The 19,043-nt window shown below is 66.1% G+C and carries 16 protein-coding genes; 15 read left to right on the top strand and 1 reads right to left on the bottom strand.

The genetic code is table 11. From position 1 onward, the window contains the following. The first annotated feature begins 174 nt into the window (after nt 1–174). The 3 genes from MasN3_RS24450 to MasN3_RS24440 all read left to right on the top strand — a co-directional run bounded on the left by MasN3_RS24450 (nt 175) and on the right by MasN3_RS24440 (nt 3,295). Nucleotides 175–885, top strand: a complete 711-nt coding sequence (locus tag MasN3_RS24450; protein ID WP_281910971.1) for an HAD family hydrolase — start codon at nt 175–177, stop codon at nt 883–885. Nucleotides 886–924: 39 nt separating this feature from the next. Beyond that, the gene (gene hrcA / locus MasN3_RS24445) at nt 925–1,941 is read left to right on the top strand and encodes a heat-inducible transcriptional repressor HrcA (RefSeq protein ID WP_281910969.1); all 1,017 of its coding nucleotides are present in this window, start codon (nt 925–927) and stop codon (nt 1,939–1,941) included. 148 nt (nt 1,942–2,089) lie between these two features. After that, nucleotides 2,090–3,295, top strand: a complete 1,206-nt coding sequence (locus MasN3_RS24440) for a c-type cytochrome (protein WP_281910966.1) — start codon at nt 2,090–2,092, stop codon at nt 3,293–3,295. Between the two features lies 1 nt (nt 3,296). Here MasN3_RS24440 and fur read toward each other — a convergent pair whose 3' ends face one another. Then, complete coding sequence (gene fur, locus MasN3_RS24435) at nt 3,297–3,725, bottom strand: ferric iron uptake transcriptional regulator (protein WP_281910963.1); 429 nt, start codon at nt 3,723–3,725, stop codon at nt 3,297–3,299. A 167-nt stretch (nt 3,726–3,892) separates the two neighbouring features. On the opposite strand from fur, the gene MasN3_RS24430 reads away from it, so the two are divergent. From MasN3_RS24430 to MasN3_RS24375, 12 genes are all read left to right on the top strand, one after another. After that, complete coding sequence (locus MasN3_RS24430) at nt 3,893–4,429, top strand: outer membrane protein assembly factor BamE (RefSeq protein ID WP_370662377.1); 537 nt, start codon at nt 3,893–3,895, stop codon at nt 4,427–4,429. Further along, the gene (gene dapB, locus MasN3_RS24425) at nt 4,426–5,238 is read left to right on the top strand and encodes a 4-hydroxy-tetrahydrodipicolinate reductase (protein WP_281910957.1); all 813 of its coding nucleotides are present in this window, start codon (nt 4,426–4,428) and stop codon (nt 5,236–5,238) included. The genes MasN3_RS24430 and dapB overlap by 4 nt, the downstream gene beginning before the upstream one ends. 2 nt (nt 5,239–5,240) lie before the next feature. Continuing rightward, nucleotides 5,241–5,567, top strand: coding sequence for a barstar family protein (locus tag MasN3_RS24420; RefSeq protein ID WP_281910955.1), 327 nt, complete (start codon nt 5,241–5,243; stop codon nt 5,565–5,567). Nucleotides 5,568–5,709: 142 nt separating this feature from the next. Next, the gene (gene leuS / locus MasN3_RS24415; protein WP_281910953.1) at nt 5,710–8,352 is read left to right on the top strand and encodes a leucine--tRNA ligase; all 2,643 of its coding nucleotides are present in this window, start codon (nt 5,710–5,712) and stop codon (nt 8,350–8,352) included. Nucleotides 8,353–8,356: 4 nt separating this feature from the next. Beyond that, the gene (locus MasN3_RS24410) at nt 8,357–8,863 is read left to right on the top strand and encodes an LPS-assembly lipoprotein LptE (RefSeq protein ID WP_281910950.1); all 507 of its coding nucleotides are present in this window, start codon (nt 8,357–8,359) and stop codon (nt 8,861–8,863) included. A 23-nt stretch (nt 8,864–8,886) separates the two neighbouring features. Next, on the top strand, nt 8,887–9,900 hold the full coding sequence (gene holA / locus MasN3_RS24405; protein WP_281910947.1) for a DNA polymerase III subunit delta: 1,014 nt from the start codon (nt 8,887–8,889) through the stop codon (nt 9,898–9,900). A gap of 132 nt (nt 9,901–10,032) precedes the next feature. Then, nucleotides 10,033–11,298, top strand: coding sequence for a glutamate-5-semialdehyde dehydrogenase (locus MasN3_RS24400; protein WP_281910944.1), 1,266 nt, complete (start codon nt 10,033–10,035; stop codon nt 11,296–11,298). Between the two features lie 14 nt (nt 11,299–11,312). Continuing rightward, nucleotides 11,313–11,726, top strand: coding sequence for a CopD family protein (locus MasN3_RS24395; protein ID WP_281910943.1), 414 nt, complete (start codon nt 11,313–11,315; stop codon nt 11,724–11,726). Nucleotides 11,727–11,812: 86 nt separating this feature from the next. Next, complete coding sequence (locus tag MasN3_RS24390) at nt 11,813–13,018, top strand: THUMP domain-containing class I SAM-dependent RNA methyltransferase (RefSeq protein WP_441905182.1); 1,206 nt, start codon at nt 11,813–11,815, stop codon at nt 13,016–13,018. Nucleotides 13,019–13,024: 6 nt separating this feature from the next. Beyond that, nucleotides 13,025–14,314 carry a multidrug effflux MFS transporter gene (locus MasN3_RS24385; protein ID WP_281910941.1) on the top strand — a complete coding sequence of 430 codons (1,290 nt, stop codon included), beginning with the start codon at nt 13,025–13,027 and terminating at the stop codon, nt 14,312–14,314. Nucleotides 14,315–14,644: 330 nt separating this feature from the next. Further along, the gene (locus MasN3_RS24380) at nt 14,645–16,810 is read left to right on the top strand and encodes an HDOD domain-containing protein (protein WP_281910939.1); all 2,166 of its coding nucleotides are present in this window, start codon (nt 14,645–14,647) and stop codon (nt 16,808–16,810) included. 25 nt (nt 16,811–16,835) lie between these two features. Then, nucleotides 16,836–19,037, top strand: a complete 2,202-nt coding sequence (locus MasN3_RS24375) for an EAL domain-containing response regulator (protein ID WP_370662376.1) — start codon at nt 16,836–16,838, stop codon at nt 19,035–19,037. The last annotated feature ends 6 nt before the right edge of the window (nt 19,038–19,043 follow it).

Raw genomic sequence — 19,043 nt, 5'->3', positions numbered from 1 at the left:
CGACGGACGACCACATTATATTAGCCCAACATTTTAGTCCATTTAACAAGCAACTGGACGGTTTGCCTTTGTATCACGCTGTAACCGTGGGTAGCGCGGGACGGTGCCCGATTGCTTTCTACGGGCGTGCTCGCTATCCTTGGGCCAGGTACCCATCTCCCAAGCAAGCAAACCATGAAGCAGCGCCGCGCCTGGCCCAAAGCCGTATTGTTCGATCTCGACGACACCCTGTGGCCGATCGCCCCGGTAATCCTGGAGGCCGAGCAGATCCTGTTCGCCTGGCTGCGCGAGCATGCGCCGCGGGTGGCGCAGCAGTTCACCATCGAGACCCTGCGCCAGGCCCGGCTCGAGCTGCTGGCGCGCCAGCCCGAATTCCAGCTCGACCTGGGCGCCCTGCGCCGGGCCGGCCTGATCGCCGCCTTCGAGCAGGCCGGCGAGGATGCGGGCAAGGTGGAGCTGGCGATGACCGAATTCTTCGCCGCCCGCAATGCCGTGATTCCCTACGACGACGTGCTGCCCGGCCTGCTGCGCCTGAAGGGCAGGGTGCTGATCGGCTCGGTCACCAATGGCAATGCCGATTTGCAGACGATCGGGCTGGCGCGCCATTTCGACGCCTCGGTCGCCGCCCCCAGCTTCGGCGTCGCCAAGCCGGACCCGCGCATCTTCCTGGAGGCTTGCCGCCTGCTGGGCGTGGCGCCGCAGGAGGCGCTGTACGTGGGCGACGACCTGCTGCTCGACGTCGACGGCGCCCAGCGTGCCGGACTGCGCGCCGTCTGGATGAACCGGATCGGCAAGGTCAACGACATGCCGGAGCAGGTCCGGCCCGACCTCGAGGTGAGCAGCCTGGATGGCCTGCTCGACTGGCTCAAGCGCGAACACGCCTGAACTGGCGCCCCGCCCGCCATCGCGTGCATAATACAGAGCATGCAACTCGAACCCCGCGCTCAGACCCTGCTCAAAGCCCTCGTCGAGCGCTACATCGCCGACGGCCAGCCTGTCGGTTCGCGTGCGCTGTCGAAGATTTCCGGCCTCGACCTGTCGCCGGCCACGATCCGCAACATCATGGCCGACCTCGAGGAAATGGGCTACGTCGCCAGTCCGCACACCTCCGCCGGCCGCATCCCCACGCCGCGCGGCTACCGGCTGTTCGTCGACACCCTGCTCACCGTGCAGCACATCGACGAGCAGGCGGTCGGCGCCCAGCACATGCGCCTGCCGAGCCAGCAGCCCCAGAAGATCATCGCCAACGCGGCCCAGATGCTGTCCTCGCTGTCGCAGTTCGCCGGCGTGGTGCAAAGCCCGCGGCGCGAGTCGGTGTTCCAGCAGATCGAATTCCTGCGCCTGTCCGAAAAGCGCATCCTGCTGGTCATCGTCGATCCGCGCGGCGACGTCCAGAACCGGCTCCTGCACACCGACGTCGACTACACGCCGGGGCAGCTGACGCAGTCGGCCAATTACCTGAACCAGAACTACGCGGGCCTCACTTTCGATCAGGTGCGCGCGCGCCTGGGCGGCGAACTGCGCCAGCTGCGCGACGACATGGGCAAGCTGATGCAGGTCGCGGTGGAGGCGGGCAGCGAGGCGATGGCCGAGGGCGACGACATGGTGATCGCGGGCGAGCGCAACCTGCTGTCGGTATCCGACCTGTCGTCCAACATGTCGTCCCTGCGCCAGATGTTCGAGATGTTCGAGCAGAAGACCGGCCTGATGCAGCTGCTCGAGGTGTCGAGCAAGGCCGGCGGGGTGCAGATCTTCATCGGCGGCGAATCGAAGCTGGTGCCGATGGACGAAATGAGCGTGGTGACGGCCCCGTACGAGGTCAACGGACGCATCGTCGGCACCCTGGGAGTGATCGGCCCGACCCGCATGGCCTACGAGCGCGTGATCCCGATCGTCGACATCACGGCCAAGCTGCTGTCGAACGCCCTGAGCCAGTCCTAGCGCCCGCGCCTGGCTCCTGAATCTCCTGCAGGAAACATCCCCTTTGCGCCAGGTCGCGCCCGGCGCCCGCGCTTGCGCTGGCCGAATCCCTCCGCGCCGGCGCGGTCTACGGTGAACCCAGGCGGTCCTGTGACGAAGGAGGGTTCCCATGTTGACCAAGTATCTGGCTGTGCCGGCGCTGCTCGGCATGGTTTTCCTTGCCGGTTGCGGCAGCGACGACGACCGCCCCGACCAGCCCGACCCGGACCTGGTGGCCGAAGGGCGCAAGATCTTCCGTTTCGACACCTTCGGCGACGAGGCGCGCTGGACCGACACCTTGCGCATGCATGAGGTCATCGCGACCCAGGTGTCGCCGGCCACGGCGCTGGCGGTCGGCCTGAAGGTCGACGCGGATGCTTTGCCGCCCGCCGTACGCGAAGGCATCAAGAATGGCAGCGTGGACCTGAACAGCCCGCACACCACGGTCACGCTGCTGAAGCTGAACGCGGTGGTCGGCGTGATCGGCAAGGTCGAGACCGTGCACGGGAAGGACGTCCTCAGGCGGGTCGGGGTGACCTGCGCGCTGTGCCACTCCACGGTCGACAACTCCTTCGCCGCCGGCATCGGCAGGCGCCTCGACGGCTGGGCCAACCGCGACCTGAACCCGGGGGCGATCATCGCGCTGTCGCCGGCGCTGAGCACGGCGCAGAAGGCGGTGTATAACTCCTGGGGCAAGGGCCGGTACGACCCCCGCTTCAGCCTGGACGGCATCAATGGCCCGGTGCTCATCCCGCCGGCCTACGGCCTGCGGGGCATCCACCGGATCACCTATACCGGCGACGGCGACGATGTCACCTACTGGAACCGCTACGTGGCCGTCACCCAGATGGGTGGACTGGGCAGTTTTTCCGACCCGCGCATCGGCGTTCACGTGCGCAACGGCGACGTCGACCTGGTCGGCCCCAAGCTGCCGGCCCTGCGCGCCTACCAGCTGTCGCTGGAAGCGCCGCCGGCGCCGCCCGGCAGTGTCGACGCGGCCGCGGCCGCGCGCGGCGCGCTGCTGTTCAAGGGGAAGGGGCAGTGCATCAGCTGCCATGGCGGGGAAAAATTCACGGATGCGAACCTGCGGCTGCATCCGGTATCGGACGTGGTCAGCGAGCAGGAGCCGGGCGGAGCGCCCAGCTATGCCTCGCGCACGGCGACGAAGCAGTATCGGACCACGCCCTTGCGGGGCTTGTGGCAGCACCCGCCATACTTCCACAACGGCAGCGCCGCCACCACGGCGGAGGTGGTGGCACGCTATAACGAGCGCAAGGGTCTGGGCCTGAGCGCCGCGGAGATCTCGGACCTGGCCGAATACCTCAAGTCTCTGTGAATCAGTGGCGGTGCGGGCAGGCCGGCTTCACGCAATTGCCATAGATCGCCAGCGAGTGCTCGGCGATCTTGAAGCCGCGTTCGACCGCGATCTTGTGCTGGCGCGCCTCGATTTCGTCGTCGTAGAATTCCTCCACGTGGCCGCAGTCGAGGCAGACGAGGTGGTCGTGGTGCGAACCGGCATTCAGCTCGTAGATGGCCTTGCCGGTCTCGAAGTGGTTGCGGTTCAGCAGGCCGGCCTGTTCGAACTGGGTCAGCACGCGGTAGACGGTGGCCAGGCCCACATCCATGTTGTCGGCGAGGAGGATTTTGTAGACATCTTCCGCCGTCAGGTGCCGAACGGCGCTGTTCTGGAAGATTTCCAGGATTTTCAGGCGCGGCAGGGTTGCCTTCAGGCCGCTGGCCTTCAGGTCGCTCGGGTTGTTACTCATCGCAGTTCACTCACGTTTGTTGCTCGTAGTTTGGCATAGTGCTTTATGATATAGCGTTTTGGAGCTCCCGCTCAAACGTTTTGAGGTTACCTATGCGCGTCAAACCAGCCGTTCTCCACCGATTCTCAAGCCGGGCAGTCGTCGTGGCCGGCCTCGCATGCACGCTGATGCTGTCCGGCTGCGCCGCCTGGCGCAACCAGACGCGTCCCGCGCCGCCGGTGAGCACGGACCCGGCGGCAGTCGCCGCGGACGCACAGAAGTCGGCTGCCGCCGCGAATGCCGGCGCCCAGACCGTCCAGGCCACCAAGCTGCAGAAGTTCATGTGGGTGTTCTCGCCCTACCGCCCCGACATCCAGCAAGGTAACTTCGTCTCGCAGGAGATGCTGGACCAGCTCAAGGTCGGCCAGACCCGCGACCAGGTGCGTTTCCTCCTCGGTACCCCGCTGCTGAACGACGTCTTCCACCAGGACCGCTGGGACTACCCGTTCTACCTCGCGCGCGGCAACGGCGAGCTGACCACCAGCCGCGTCACCGTCTTCTTCAAGGACGACAAGGTCGAGCGCTTCGAAGGCGGCAACCTGCCGACCGAGCGCGAATACATCGACCGCATCGCCGGCCCTTCCAAGGTGAGCACCAAGGCCAAGGCCGAATCGCGCCCGATGGAAGCGCCCAAGGTCGGCGGCGCGCCGACGGTGCAGCCATGAGTGCCCCGTTGAAAATCGCCGTCGCCGGCGCCAGCGGCCGCATGGGCCGCATGCTGGTCGAAGCCATCCAGGCCGCGCCGGACGCCGAACTGGCGGGCGCGCTCGACGTCGCGGGTTCGCCCTCGATCGGCATGGACGCCGGCGCCTTCGCCGGCCAGCTGACCGGCGTGATCATCCAGTCCGACCTGGCCGCCGCGCTGAAGAACGCCGACGTGCTGATCGACTTCACCCGTCCGGAAGGCACGCTGCGCCACCTGGAATACTGCGCGGCCAACGACGTGCAGCTGGTGATCGGCACCACCGGCTTCGACGATGAGGGCAAGGCGGCGATCCGGCGTGCCTCCGACAAGGTCGGCATCGTGTTCGCCCCGAACATGAGCGTGGGCGTGAACGTCACCCTCAAGCTCCTGGAAATGGCGGCGAAAAGCTTCAGCGAAGGCTACGACATCGAGATCGTCGAGGCGCACCACCGCCACAAGGTCGATGCGCCGAGCGGCACCGCCCTCAAGATGGGCGAAGTCATCGCCGACGCGCTGGGACGCGACCTGAAGGAATGCGCCGTCTACGGCCGCGAAGGCGTGACCGGCGAGCGCGACCCGTCGACCATCGGCTTTGCCACCGTGCGCGGCGGCGACGTGGTGGGCGACCACACCGTGATGTTCCTCGGCACCGGCGAACGCATCGAGATCAGCCACAAGTCGAGCAGCCGCGTCACCTATGCCCATGGCGCCGTGCGCGCCGCACGCTTCCTGGCGGGCAAGCCGAACGGCCTGTTCGGCATGGACGACGTGCTGGGCCTGAAGGGGTGAGCATGGCCGTCGCGGAACTGAACGGCGCCGCCATCGTCGACGAGGCGTCCTTCCATCGGGAATCCCGGCGCGCGTTCGGCTTTCCCGCGTCGTATACCGACAGCATCGACGCCTGGGTCGACTGCCTGAGCTACCTGCGCGACGAGGAGAACATGACCAAGTTCCGGCTGGGGCCGGACGAGGTGCTGGAAATCGTCGTCGCGGATGCCGACCGGATGAAGGCCGCCGTGCCCGACCTGCTGGACGAGATCGCCTTCTGCGTGGGCGGCATCAACGAACGCTACGAGGATTACGGCGAGAAGCCGGCGCTGGAGCTGGTGCTGCGCTGAGCGGCCGTTCCTGACGCGATCCCGTCACCGCCATTCCTGCCAGGGCAGGCATGGCGGTTTTTCATTGCGGCGCCGCCTTTCGCCGCAGTGCAAAATGAAACAGTATAATGTTCTGTTCCACCCTCCACGTCTGCAAGAAATCATGCAAGAAAAATATAGTCCAGCTGAAGTCGAACAGGCCGCCCAGGCCTACTGGAAGTCGATCGACGCCTACAAGGCCGTCGAACACGACCCACGTTTCCCGAAAGGCAAGTATTACGCCTGCTCGATGCTGCCTTACCCGTCGGGCAAGCTGCACATGGGTCACGTGCGCAACTATACGATCAACGACGTGATGTACCGCTACCTGCGGATGAACGGCTACAACGTCCTGATGCCGATGGGCTGGGACGCCTTCGGCATGCCGGCCGAGAACGCGGCCATGGCGAACAACGTGCCGCCGGCCGAATGGACCTATTCGAACATCGCCCACATGCGCGGGCAGATGGAATCGATGGGCCTGGCCATCGACTGGTCGCGCGAGATGACCGCCTGCAAGCCGGAATACTACAAGTGGAACCAGTGGATGTTCCTGAAGATGCTCGAGAAGGGCATCATCTACCAGAAGACCGGCACCGTGAACTGGGACCCGGTGGACCAGACCGTGCTGGCGAACGAACAGGTGGTGGACGGCCGCGGCTGGCGCTCGGGCGCGCTGATCGAGAAGCGCGAGATCCCGATGTACTACGTGCGCATCACCGATTACGCCGACGAGCTGCTCGACTACGTCGACAACAAGCTGCCGGGCTGGCCGGAGCGCGTGCGCACCATGCAGGCCAACTGGATCGGCAAGTCGACCGGCGTGCGCTTCGCCTTCCCGCACCAGATCGAGGACGCATCGGGTGAGCTCATCAACGAGGGCAAGCTGTACGTCTTCACCACCCGCGCCGACACCATCATGGGGGTGACCTTCTGCGCCGTGGCGGCCGAGCACCCGCTGGCCCAGCACGCGGCAAAAAACAACCCGGAACTGCAGGCCTTCATCGCCGAGTGCAAGCTCGGTTCCGTCATCGAAGCCGACATGGCGACGATGGAAAAGAAGGGCATGCCGACCGGCCTGACCGTCACCCACCCGGTCACGGGCGAGCAGCTGCCGGTCTGGGTCGGCAACTACGTCCTGATGACCTACGGCGACGGCGCCGTGATGGGCGTGCCGGGCCACGACGAGCGCGACTTCGGCTTCGCCACCAAGTACGGCCTGCCGATCAAGCAGGTGGTGGCCGTCGAAGGCCAGGAATTCTCCCTGGACGGCTGGCAGGAGTGGTACGGCGATAAAGAACACGGCAAGACCATCAACTCGGGCAAGTACGACGGGCTGGACTACATCGCCGCCGTCAACGCGGTGGCGGGCGATCTCGCCGCGCAAGGCCTGGGCGACAAGAAGGTCACCTTCCGCCTGCGCGACTGGGGCATCTCGCGCCAGCGCTACTGGGGCACCCCGATCCCGATGATCCACTGCGGCGACTGCGGCGCGGTGCCGGTGCCGGAGGCCGACCTGCCGGTCGTGCTGCCGGAACACCTGGTCCCGGACGGCAGCGGCAACCCGCTGAACAAGGACGAAGCCTTCCTGGCCTGCTCCTGCCCGAAGTGCGGCAAAGCTGCGCGCCGCGAGACCGACACGATGGATACCTTCATCGATTCGTCCTGGTACTACATGCGCTACACCTCGCCGGGCTCGAATGACAAGATGGTCGACGAGCGCAACGACTACTGGATGCCGATGGACCAGTACATCGGCGGCATCGAACACGCCGTCATGCACCTGCTGTACGCGCGCTTCTGGACCAAGGTCATGCGCGACTTCGGCCTGCTCAAGTTCGACGAGCCCTTCGTGAACCTGCTGACCCAGGGCATGGTGCTGAACGAGACCTACTACCGCGAAGACGCATCGAGCAAGAAGACCTGGTACAACCCGGCCGACGTCGAGCTGACCTTTGACGACAAGGGCCGCCCGCAGAGCGCGGTCCTGAAAGCCGATGGCCAGCCGGTGGAGATCGGCGGCACCGAGAAGATGTCGAAGTCGAAGAACAACGGCATCGACCCGCAGGCGCAGATCCAGCAGTACGGCGCCGACACCGCGCGCCTGTTCACCATGTTCGCTTCGCCGCCGGAACAGACCCTGGAGTGGTCGAACAGCGGCGTGGAAGGCGCGAGCCGCTTCCTGCGCCGCGTCTGGGCCTACGGCTACGCGCAGCGCGAGCGCATCGCCAGCGCCCTCAAGGGCCCGCAGCAGGGCACCCTGGACGACGCCCAGAAGACCCTGCGCCGCGAAGTGCACAAGGTGCTGCAGCAGGCCGACTACGACCTGAAGCGCATCCAGTACAACACCGTGGTCTCGGCCTGCATGAAGATGCTCAACACCCTGGAGTCGGCCAAGCTGGCGGAAGGTGTGGCGAGCGACGCCGTGATCGCCGAAGGCTTCTCGATCTTCCTGCGCCTGCTGAACCCGGTGGCGCCGCACATCACCCACGTGCTGTGGCAGGACCTGGGCTACGCCGCCGTCTACGGCGACATCCTCAACGTGCAGTGGCCGCAAGTCGACCCGGCCGCGCTGGAGCAGTCCGAGATCGAACTGATGATCCAGGTGAACGGCAAGCTGCGCGGCTCGGTCAAGGTGCCGAAGGATGCCGACAAGGCGGCCATCGAAGCCGCCGCGCTGGCCGAGGAATCGGTCAGCAAGTTCATCGAAGGCACGCCGAAGAAGGTCATCGTGGTGCCGGGCAAACTCATCAACATCGTGGTGTAAATCGATGAAAACCATCGTGGTACGCACGCTGGCAGCGCTCCTGGTGGCCACAACCGTCGCCGGTTGCGGCTTCCAGCTGCGCGGCTCGACCGGCCAGTACAACATGCCCTTCCAGAGCATCTACCTGGCCTTCCCCGAGACCTCGCCGCTGGGCACGGAGCTCAAGCGCAACCTGCGCGCGGGCGACTCGGTGCGCGTCGAGACCGACGCCTCCAGGGCGCAGGCCCTGTTCGACGTGCTGTCCGAGTCGCGCGGCAAGTCCATCCTGTCGCTCAACAGCCTGGGCCGGGTGCGCGAGTACTCGCTGAGCTACACCCTGGTGTTCCGCGTACGCGATGCCAACAACAAGGAACTGCTGGGCCCGACCGAGATCACCCTGCGCCGCAACATCGCCTTCGACGAATCGCAGGTGCTGGCCAAGGAATCGGAAGAAGCGCTGCTGTACCGCGACATGCAGGCCGACCTGGTGCAGCAGATCCTGCGCCGCCTGGCCGCAATCAAACCGGTTTGAACTTGACGCATTGAGCCTGATTTATGCAACTGCGGCCTGAGGCCCTCGAGGGCCACCTGGCCAAGGGCCTGGCGCCCTTGTACGTGATCACCAGCGACGAGCACCTGCTCGCGCTGGAAGCGGCCGACCGCCTTCGCGCGACCGCCCGCGCCCGGGGGTATACCGAGCGCGACGTGCTCACGGTCGAGCGCAACTTCAAGTGGGGCGAACTGCTGGCCGCGAACCAGGCCATGTCGCTGTTCGGCGACAAGAAACTGATCGAGTTGCGCATCCCGAGCGGCAAGCCGGGCAAGGACGGCAGCGCCGCCCTGCAGGCCTACGTCAAGGATCTCGGTCCCGACAACCTGACCCTCATCACCTTGCCGAAGCTGGACTGGCAGACCGCCAAGGCCTCGTGGGTGGCGGCGCTGCAGGCGGCGGCGGTCTACATCGAGATCCCGAACGTGGAACGCGCCCAGCTGCCGAACTGGATCGGCATGCGGCTCTCCGCACAGGGGCAGGGCGCCGAGCGCCAGAGCCTGGACTTCATCGCCGACCGCGTCGAAGGCAACCTGCTGGCGGCGCACCAGGAGATCCAGAAGCTCGGCCTGCTGTACGAGCCGGGCAAGCTGAGCTTCGAGCAGGTGCATGACGCCGTGCTCAACGTGGCGCGCTACGACGTATTCAAGCTGTCCGAAGCCATGCTGGCCGGCGACCCGGCGCGCCTGGCGCGCATGCTCGACGGCCTGAAGGGCGAGGGCGAGGCCCTGCCGCTGGTTTTATGGGCCGTCAGTGAAGAAATCCGCACGCTGCTAAAATTGAAATCCGGGATGGCGCAGGGCCGTCCGCTGGGCGCGCTGCTGAAGGAATACCGCATCTGGGGCCCGCGCGAGCGCATGATGGAACCGGCGCTGCGGCGCGTGTCGATTGCCACGCTGGAAGCGGCGCTGCAGGAGGCGGCGCAGGTGGACCGGATGGTCAAGGGCCTGCGCGCGAAGGCGTTTGCCGGGGACGCGTGGGATGCCATGCTGCAGCTGGCGCTGCGGGTAGCGCGGTAGGGTGGGCGGGTCCCCCGCCCACGCGTTCAACCGGCGCGTGAATTACTCGGCTGCTGTTATTTCTCGAATGTGATTTGAACGCGTGGGCAGGGGACCTGCCCACCCTACGAAAACCGCAACACGGGCTACACGATGGACATCACCGAACACATGCACTCCATGGGCCGCAAGGCCCGTGCCGCTTCGCGCGCCATGGCGCGCGCCGACGGCGCCACCCGCAACCGCGCGCTGCTCCTGATCGCCGACGCCATCGAGCGCGACGCCGCCGTGCTGCGCGCGGCGAACCAGGAGGACATGCTTGCTGCCCGCGCCAATGGCCTGGAGCCGGCGCTGCTCGACCGCCTGCTGCTGTCCGACGGCGCCATCAAGACCATGGTCGAGGGCCTGCGCCAGATCGTCGCGCTGCCCGATCCGGTCGGCGAAATCAGCAACATGAAGCCGCGCCCGAGCGGCATCCAGGTCGGCCAGATGCGCGTGCCGCTGGGCGTCATCGGCATCATCTACGAAGCGCGCCCGAACGTGACGGTGGACGCGGCCGGCCTGTGCATCAAGAGCGGCAACGCGGCGATCCTGCGCGGCGGCTCGGAAGCGATCCACTGCAACCGCGCGCTGGCCAAGCTGGTGAGCGAAGGCCTGGCCGGCGCCGGCCTGCCGCTGGACGCGGTGCAGGTGGTCGACACCATCGACCGCGCCGCCGTCGGCGCCCTGATCACGATGCCGCAGTACGTGGACGTGATCGTTCCGCGCGGCGGCAAGGGCCTGATCGCGCGCCTGATGGCGGAAGCCACGGTCCCGATGATCAAGCACCTGGACGGCATCTGCCACGTCTACATCGACGACAAGGCCGACATCGCCAAGGCGCTGCCGGTCGCCTTCAACGCCAAGTGCCACCGCTACGGCACCTGCAACACCATGGAAACCCTGCTGGTGGCGCGCGCGATCGCCCCGACCGTGCTGCCGCAGCTGGCGCAGCTGTACAAGACGAAGGAGGTCGAGCTGCGCGCGGATGCCGAAGCGCATGCGATCCTGGCCGGCTACCCGTACCTGAAGCATGCGACCGAGCAGGACTGGAGTACCGAATACCTGGCGCCGATCCTGGCGGTCCGGGTGGTGGAAGGGCTGGATGGCGCGATCGACCACATCAACACCTGGTCGTCGAAGCACACCGAATCGATCGTCACCGAAGACTACAGCGCCGCGCTGCGCTTCCTGCGCGAGGTCGACTCGGCCTCGGTGATGGTGAACGCCTCGACCCGTTTCGCGGACGGCTTCGAATACGGCCTGGGCGCGGAGATCGGCATCTCGAACGACAAGCTGCATGCGCGCGGCCCGGTCGGGCTGGAAGGACTCACCTCGCTCAAGTACGTCGTATTCGGCCACGGCGAAGTGCGCAATTAATCACAAGGAAACGCATGTACCTCTGGATCAAGGCCCTGCACATCGTCTTCATCGCCTCCTGGTTCGCGGGGCTGTTCTACCTGCCGCGCATCTTCGTGAACCTGGCCCAGGAAACCAATCCGGCGGCACTGGACCGCCTGCTGGGCATGGGGCGCCGGCTGTACCGCTTCACCACCATCCTGATGGTGCCGGCCCTGGCGCTGGGCATCTGGCTGTGGCTGGGCTACGGCATCCGGGGCGGCTGGCTGCACGCGAAACTGGCGCTCGTGATCCTGGCGATCGGCTACCATCACGCCTGCGGCTCGCTGCTGAAAAAGTTCGAGCGCGGAGCGAATGCGCGCAGCCACAAGTGGTACCGGTATTTCAATGAAGTGCCGGTGCTGCTGTTGCTGGCGATCGTGATCCTGGTGGTCGTCAAGCCGTTCTGACGCCTGCCGAAGCTGTATCATCTGGCGCGCCGGCATGGGCCGGCGCCACTGCTTTCTGATTTTTCAACGGACAAAGGGTACCCCTCATGGCCTCATATTTCTGCCCATGCCCGCGCGGCATGGAAGCGGCACTTGCCGAAGAACTGGGCGAAATCGCCCAGCACAGCACCACGATGCGCGTGCACAACCAGGTGCCAGGCGGCGTCCACTGCTCCGGTTCGCTGGTGGACGCCTACCGCATCAACCTGCACTCGCGCATCGCCTCGCGCGTCCTGATGCGCATGGGGCAGCGCAGCTACAACAACGAGAACGACATCTACGACCTGGTGCTCGAGCAGCCCTGGGAAGACTGGTTCGGCGTCAACCACACCATCCGCGTCGACGTCACCGCGGTGAAGTCCCCGCTCAAGAGCCTCGAGTTCACCACGCTGAAGATCAAGGACGCCGTCTGCGACCGCTTCCGCGACCAGTTTAACAAGCGTCCCTCGGTGAATACCCGCGAGCCGGACATGCGCATCGTCGGCTTCCTCGACCAGCGCAACTTCATCATCTACCTCGACACCTCGGGCGAAGCGCTGTTCAAGCGCGGCTGGCGCGAAGAGACCGGCGACGCGCCGCTGCGCGAGAACCTGGCCGCCGGCATGCTGCGCGTGGCCGGCTGGAAGCCGGGCATCCCGCTGTTCGACCCGATGTGCGGCTCCGGCACCATCCTGGTCGAAGCGGCCCAGATGGTGCAGGGCATCCCGGCAGGCAGCAGGCGCCGCTTCGCCTTCGAGAAATTCGCCGACTTCGACCGCGAGGCCTGGGCCGCGCTGAAAGCCGAGATCAAGCCGAATCCCCTGCCTGCCGAGCCGACCATCTTCGGTTCCGACATCTCGGGCGACATGGTCGCGATGACGCGCCATAACCTGAAGATCGCCGGCATCCTGTTCGACGTGCCGCTCAAGCAGATCGAGGCCCAGCACGTGTCGCCGCCCACCAGCCAGCCGGGCATCCTCTTGACCAACCCGCCGTACGGCGAGCGGATCGGCGTGCGCGGCGATTCCACGGTGCCGCAGGACGAGATGGCGCTGTCCTTCTATTCCGCGCTCGGCACCACCTTGAAGCAGCGCTTCGCCGGCTGGACCGCCTTCCTGTTCACGGCGGATCTGGGGCTGCCCAAGCTGCTGCGCCTGAAGGAATCGCGCAAGACCCCGTTCTTCAACGGCGCGCTCGAATGCCGCCTGTTCCGCTTCGACATGGTGGCCGGTTTCAACCGCCGCGAGGAAGCCAAACCAAGACAGGAGCAATAAGCCTCCATGCTGCCGCCGACCGAACCCGACGACTTGCCCAAGGATCCGGTCATCCCGGTTCCGCTGCCCGCGCCCCACAAGATCGCCATGCTCAGCGCCGGCGGCCTGGCCACGCTGCTGGCGGCCATGTCGATGCTGGGGCCGTTCTCGATCGACGCCTACCTGCCGGCCTTCCCGCAGATCCGTTCCGAACTGAACGCCTCGGCGCTGGAAGTGCAGCAGACGCTCACCGCCTACATGCTGGCCTTCGCCGGCATGGTGCTGTGGCACGGTGCGCTGTCCGATGCCTTCGGTCGGCGCAACGTGGTCCTGTTCGCGCTGGTGGTGTTCGCGATCGGCACCTTCGGCTGTGCGGCGGCCAGCTCGGTGCACTACCTGTGGGTGTTCCGCATCATGCAGGGCGTGTCGGCGGGGGCGGGCGTGGTGGTGGGGCGCGCCATCATCCGCGACCTGTATTCGGATGCCGAGGCGGCGCGCCTGCTGTCGATGGTAACCATGATCTTCTCGATCGCGCCGGCCATCGCGCCGGTGCTGGGCGGCTGGATCGTGACCCTGGCCGACTGGCGCGCGATCTTCCTGGCGCTGTGCGCCTACACCGTCGTCCTGGGCTGGTTCTGCTGGAAGCACCTGCCGGAAACCGTGCCGAAGGAAAGGCGTCAGCCGTTCAATCCGCGCTTCCTGGCGCAGAGCTACGGCGCGATCTTCAGCTCCTTCCTGTTCCACATGAAGTCGGGCGTGGTGGCCCTGAACTTCGCCGGCCTGTTCCTGTACATCGCGTCGGCGCCGGTGATGCTGCCCGAGCACCTCGGCCTGGGGCCGTCGCAGTTCGCCTGGCTGTTCGTGCCGACCGTGAGCGGGATCTTCCTGGGCGCGCTGGCGGCCAACCGCATGGCGGGCAAGCTGGGCTTCGCGCGCCAGATCCGGATCGGCTTCTTCTTCATGCTGGGCGCGGTCGCCTTCAACGTGACCTACCACAGCTTCCTGCCGCCTTCGCTGCCCTGGAGCGTGGCGCACATGTTCTTCTTCACCTTCGGCAGCTCGATCATCGCGCCGGGCGCCACCCTGATGGCGCTCGACATGTTCCCGCACATCCGCGGCACCGTGGCCTCCTGCCAGTCCTTCATCACCACCCTGGCCGGCGCCATCGTGGCCGGGGTGATCTCGCCGATGCTGTCGCATTCGGTGCTGTCGCTGGCGCTCGGCCAGGCCGGCTTCACGCTGCTGTCGATCGGCCTGTGGGCCACCGCACGCCGCTACCGGCGCCAGAAAATCCGCGACGGGCATCCGATGCCGTGATCGGGTTCACCGAACCCGATCGCTGTACGTAGCCGCTCCTGGCTGTATGAATGAAAGAATATTTCATGTATGCATGCATATATGAAATATTCTTTCATTCCTGCCGACATAGCGTTTCTTCGCCTCTAGCTTTAGTACGACATCTCGACAACACTTTTTACAGAAAGTATTGTTCCCGATCAGAAATGTCTATATGCTAAGATAAGTTTTTCATGCCCGGAACAAACGTTTAAAGATCGTTCTATCCGGTAAATAGAAAAGAAAGACTTTGTGGCAACTCTACCCGGGCTGCCTCGGACAACCTTCGACACGCGGCCGCGTTTGAGACCCATGCAAGCTTCGGATCAGGATATCCGCAATCGTCTCTTGATTGCTCGTCTGCCGGCAATGCCGCAGATCCTCGTGCGTCTCATCGAACACCTGCAGGCCGACGACCTCGGCATGCCGGAACTGGCCGCTCTGATCTCGAAGGATGCCGGCATGACCGGCAAGCTGCTGGCCGTGGCCAACAGCTCGGCGTACCAGCGCCACCACCGCAACGTCAACCTCGAGCAGTCCCTGGTCGCCCTCGGCACCGACATGATCAAGACGCTGGTGATCAGCGACTCGGTGTTCCAGACCTTTAACAACTTCCCGCATTCCGGCAGCACCGACCTGCGCGCCTTCTGGAAGAACGCCCTGAGCACGGCCGTCATCGCACGGGAGATCGCGCACGCCGTCGAGTATCCGCACCTGGAAGAAGCCTACCTGGCCGGCCTGCTGCACAACGTCGGCCGCCTGGCCCTGTTGGCCACCGCCCCCAAGGAATACGCCTACAACTTCGGCGCGCGCGACGACGAGGACCTGTGCGCCGTCGAGCAGCGCACCCTGCAGATCACCCACGCCGAAGCCGGCGCCTGGCTGATCGAACGCTGGCAGCTCGACTCCTTCCTGGCCGACGCCGTGCTGTACCACCACGAGCCGAGCGAGCGTCTGGAGTCGGCCCACCCCTTGATCCGCATCGTGCGCCTGGCCCACGTGCTGTCCAGCCATGCGGACGACGAGGCCATGTTGCGCGAGGCCGCCGCCCTGTGCGGCATCGACGACGAGCAGGCCGGACAGATGCTGGCGGGCGCCGCGCGCCAGGTCGATAAGGCCGCCGCCCACCTGGGCATCGACCTGGCGGGCGCCGACGACATCCCGGCGCCGCCGGCCTATGCGCCGCCCGCGCTGGACCCGGTGCAGCAGCGCCTGTCCGAAGAAGTGCGCAACATGGTGCTGGTCTCGGAAGTGGGCCAGAGCTTCGCGCGCCAGCAGGGCGAATCGGGCCTGCTGGAAGCGATGACGCGCTCGGCGCGCATCCTGTTCGACTTCGGCAATGCCGTGGTCCTGCTGGAGAATCCGACCGGCCACGCCCTGGTCGGCGCCCCGACCCAGGGCAGCCAGCGCATCGCCGAATTCGCCGTGCCGCTCGCGAAAGGCGGCGCCATCGCCAAGAGCGCGCTGGAGCGCCGTCCGGCCTTCATCGGGCGCGATGGCGCCAGCCTCGGCCTGGCCGAGGAACAGCTGCTGCGCATGCTCGGCACCGACAGCCTGGTGTGCGTGCCGCTGGTTGCCGGCGCGCGCTGCCTGGGCGTGCTGATCGGCGGCATCGCGGCCTGGCAGGTCCCGTATTGCCAGCGGCGCGAGCGCTTCATGCAGTCCTTCGGGGCGCAGGCCGCCACCGCGCTGGAGAACATGCTGTCCGAGCGCGGCCACGCCCGGCGCCAGCTCGCGCACGTGGCCGAGGAATACCGCGAGGCGTCGCGCCGCGTGGTGCACGAAGTGAACAACCCGCTGTCGATCATCAAGAACTACCTGAGTGTCCTGGACAGCAAGCTGGCGCGCCAGGAGCCGGTCAGCACCGAGATGTCGATTCTGAACGAAGAGATCGACCGCGTCGGCCAGCTGGTCAGCAGCCTGGCCGAGCTCAAGCCGGCCGACACGGCCCCGCGCCCGACCGACGTCGCCAAGGTGGTGGACGAGGTACAGCGCCTGTTCCTCAGCACCGGCTTCGTCCCGGCCACGGTCGACATCGTCGTCACCATGCACGAGGAGGCGACCCGCATCGAGGGCGACGCCGACGTGCTCAAGCAGATCCTGGTGAACCTGGTGAAGAACGCCATCGAGGCCCTCGGCACGGGCGGCGGGCGCGTGGAAATCGTCAACCGCGGCCACGTGAACCGCGAGCGCCAGCTCTACCTGGAACTGGTCGTCAGCGACAATGGCCCCGGCCTGTCGCGCGAGGTGCTGGCCCACCTGTTCTCGCCGGTGAAGAGCACCAAGGACGGTGCCCACCACGGCCTGGGCCTGTCGATCGTGCACAGCCTGGTCAAGAAGCTGGGCGGCCACATCGGCTGCCGCAGCGGGCGCAACGGCACCGCATTCGAAATCCTCCTGCCTGCGTGGTCCGGCGCCACCAGCACCAGCCTTGGTAACCCTGTCGCGCTGCCGGCCCGCGCGATCGGCTCTGCATAAGATCATGATCAACGCGCATCACGCCATGTTTTCCGGCGAACCGGCTCCGTATTCCCCGACGCTCGAGACCGACAGCCAGCCACGCCTGCTGCTGGTCGACGACGAGCCGCGCCTGCTGTCCTCGCTGTACGAGCTGCTGAAGGGCCGCGGCTACCAGCTCACCACCGCATCCTCGGGCAGCGAAGCCCTGGCCCATTTGTCGCGCCTGCGCTTCGACCTGGTCCTGCTCGACCTGCGCCTGCCGGACATCGGCGGCCACGAGATCATGGACTTCATCAACGAGCGGGGCATCGACGCCGACGTGATCGTGATGAGCGGCGAGGTCGGCATCGATGCGGCGATCGGCGCGCTCAAGCGCGGCGCCTACGACTACCTGCGCAAGCCCTATGCCAGGGAAGAACTGCTGGCCACGGTGGTCAACGCCCTCAAGGGCCGCCGCCTGGCGCTCGAGAACGAGCGCATGGCCACCCAGCTGGAAAACTCCGAGAAGATGTACCGCTACCTGGTGGACTCCTCGCCGGACATCATCTACACGCTGAACCACGAAGGCCGCTTCACTTTCGTGAACGACCGCGCCTACCAGCTGCTGGGTTACTCGCGCGACGAGCTGCTCGGCAAGCATTACTCGGTGCTGGTGCACGAGGAAGACCTGGAGCGCGCGCGCTACGTCTTCAACGAGCGCCGCGTCGACGAACGCGCCTCGCGCAACGTCGAGCTGCGCCTGAAATGCCGCAACAGCGGCGGCAACGGCCTGGACCGCACCTTCAACACCACCCTGATGACGATTTCGCTCAACGCGATCGGCATGCACGTGCCCGACCAGGAAGTGAAGAAGCTCGAGTTCTTCGGCACCTACGGCGTGGCGCGCGACATCACCGACCGCAAGCGCGCGGAAGAGGTCATCTCCTACCAGGCCTACCACGACATCCTGACCGACCTGCCGAACCGCATCCTGTTCAAGGACCGCCTCGGACTGGCCGTGATCCAGGCCAAGCGCAAGAAGACCGAGCTGGCGGTGATGTTCATCGACCTGGACCGCTTCAAGCTGGTCAACGACACGCTCGGCCACGTGAAGGGCGACGAACTGCTGCAGCAGGCCGCCACCCGCCTGAAGGGCTGCCTGCGCAAGGGCGACACGCTGGCGCGCCAGGGCGGCGACGAATTCACCATCGTGCTGCCGGAACTGCGCGACCGCGACGACGCGCGCATGGTCGCCGACAAGTTCCTCGAGACCCTGCAGGAGCCCTTCGACCTGGACGGCCACGAAGTGCACATCTCGGCCTCGATCGGCATCGCGATCTACCCGACCGACGGCGAATCGATCGACGAGCTGCTGCGCCATGCCGACATCGCCATGTACCAGATCAAGGCCCAGGGCAAGAACGGGCACAGCTTCTACCACACCTCGATGCTGGACATCTCGCACCAGAAGATCGCCCTCGAGCAGGCGCTGCGCCGCGCGCTCGAGCAGGACGAGCTGGAGATGTACTACCAGCCGCAGATCGACGCGCTCACCGGCCGCATCGTCGGCGCCGAGGCGCTGATGCGCTGGAACCACCCGACCCGGGGCCTCCTGTCGGCCGGCGAGTTCCTGCCCTTCGCGGAAGAGAACGGCCTGATGCTGCCGATCTCGGACTGGATGATCGGCGCGCTGTGCCGCGACATGCTGCAGTGGAATGCCTCGGGCACCGACCACGTGCGCCTGTCGCTCAACCTGTCGCCGCAATACCTGGACCGCGGCGACTTCTTCGAAAAGATGCGCAACGCGCTGGTGCGCTACGGCATCCAGCCCGGCCAGATCGAAGTCGAGATCACCGAGAACATCTGCATCCGCAACCCGCAGTACGCGATCGAGCAGCTGAACAAACTGTGCCAGCTCGGCGTGTCGGTGGCGATCGACGATTTCGGCACCGGCTACTCGTCGCTGTCCTACCTGCACCGCTTCCCGATCCACACGGTCAAGATCGACCAGTCCTTCGTCAAGGAGATCCACGAAGAGGGCGGCCACTATCCGGTGATCCTGGCGATCATCTCGATCGCACGGGGCCTGGGACTGAACCTGATCGCCGAAGGCGTGGAGACCGAGGAACAGGCGCGCTACCTGCGCGCCAACGGCTGCATGACCATGCAGGGCTACCTGTACTACCGCCCGATCCCGCTGGGCGAATTCATCAAGGCGCTGCGCACCCAGCCGACGCTGTTCGGCCTGCGGGCAGTGCAGGCGTAAGCGGAC

It is taken from the genome of Massilia varians (assembly GCF_027923905.1).
Lineage (GTDB): Bacteria > Pseudomonadota > Gammaproteobacteria > Burkholderiales > Burkholderiaceae_D > Telluria > Telluria varians_B.
Note: the sequence above shows the minus strand (reverse complement) of the source record. Positions and strands in the feature narration are given on the sequence as shown.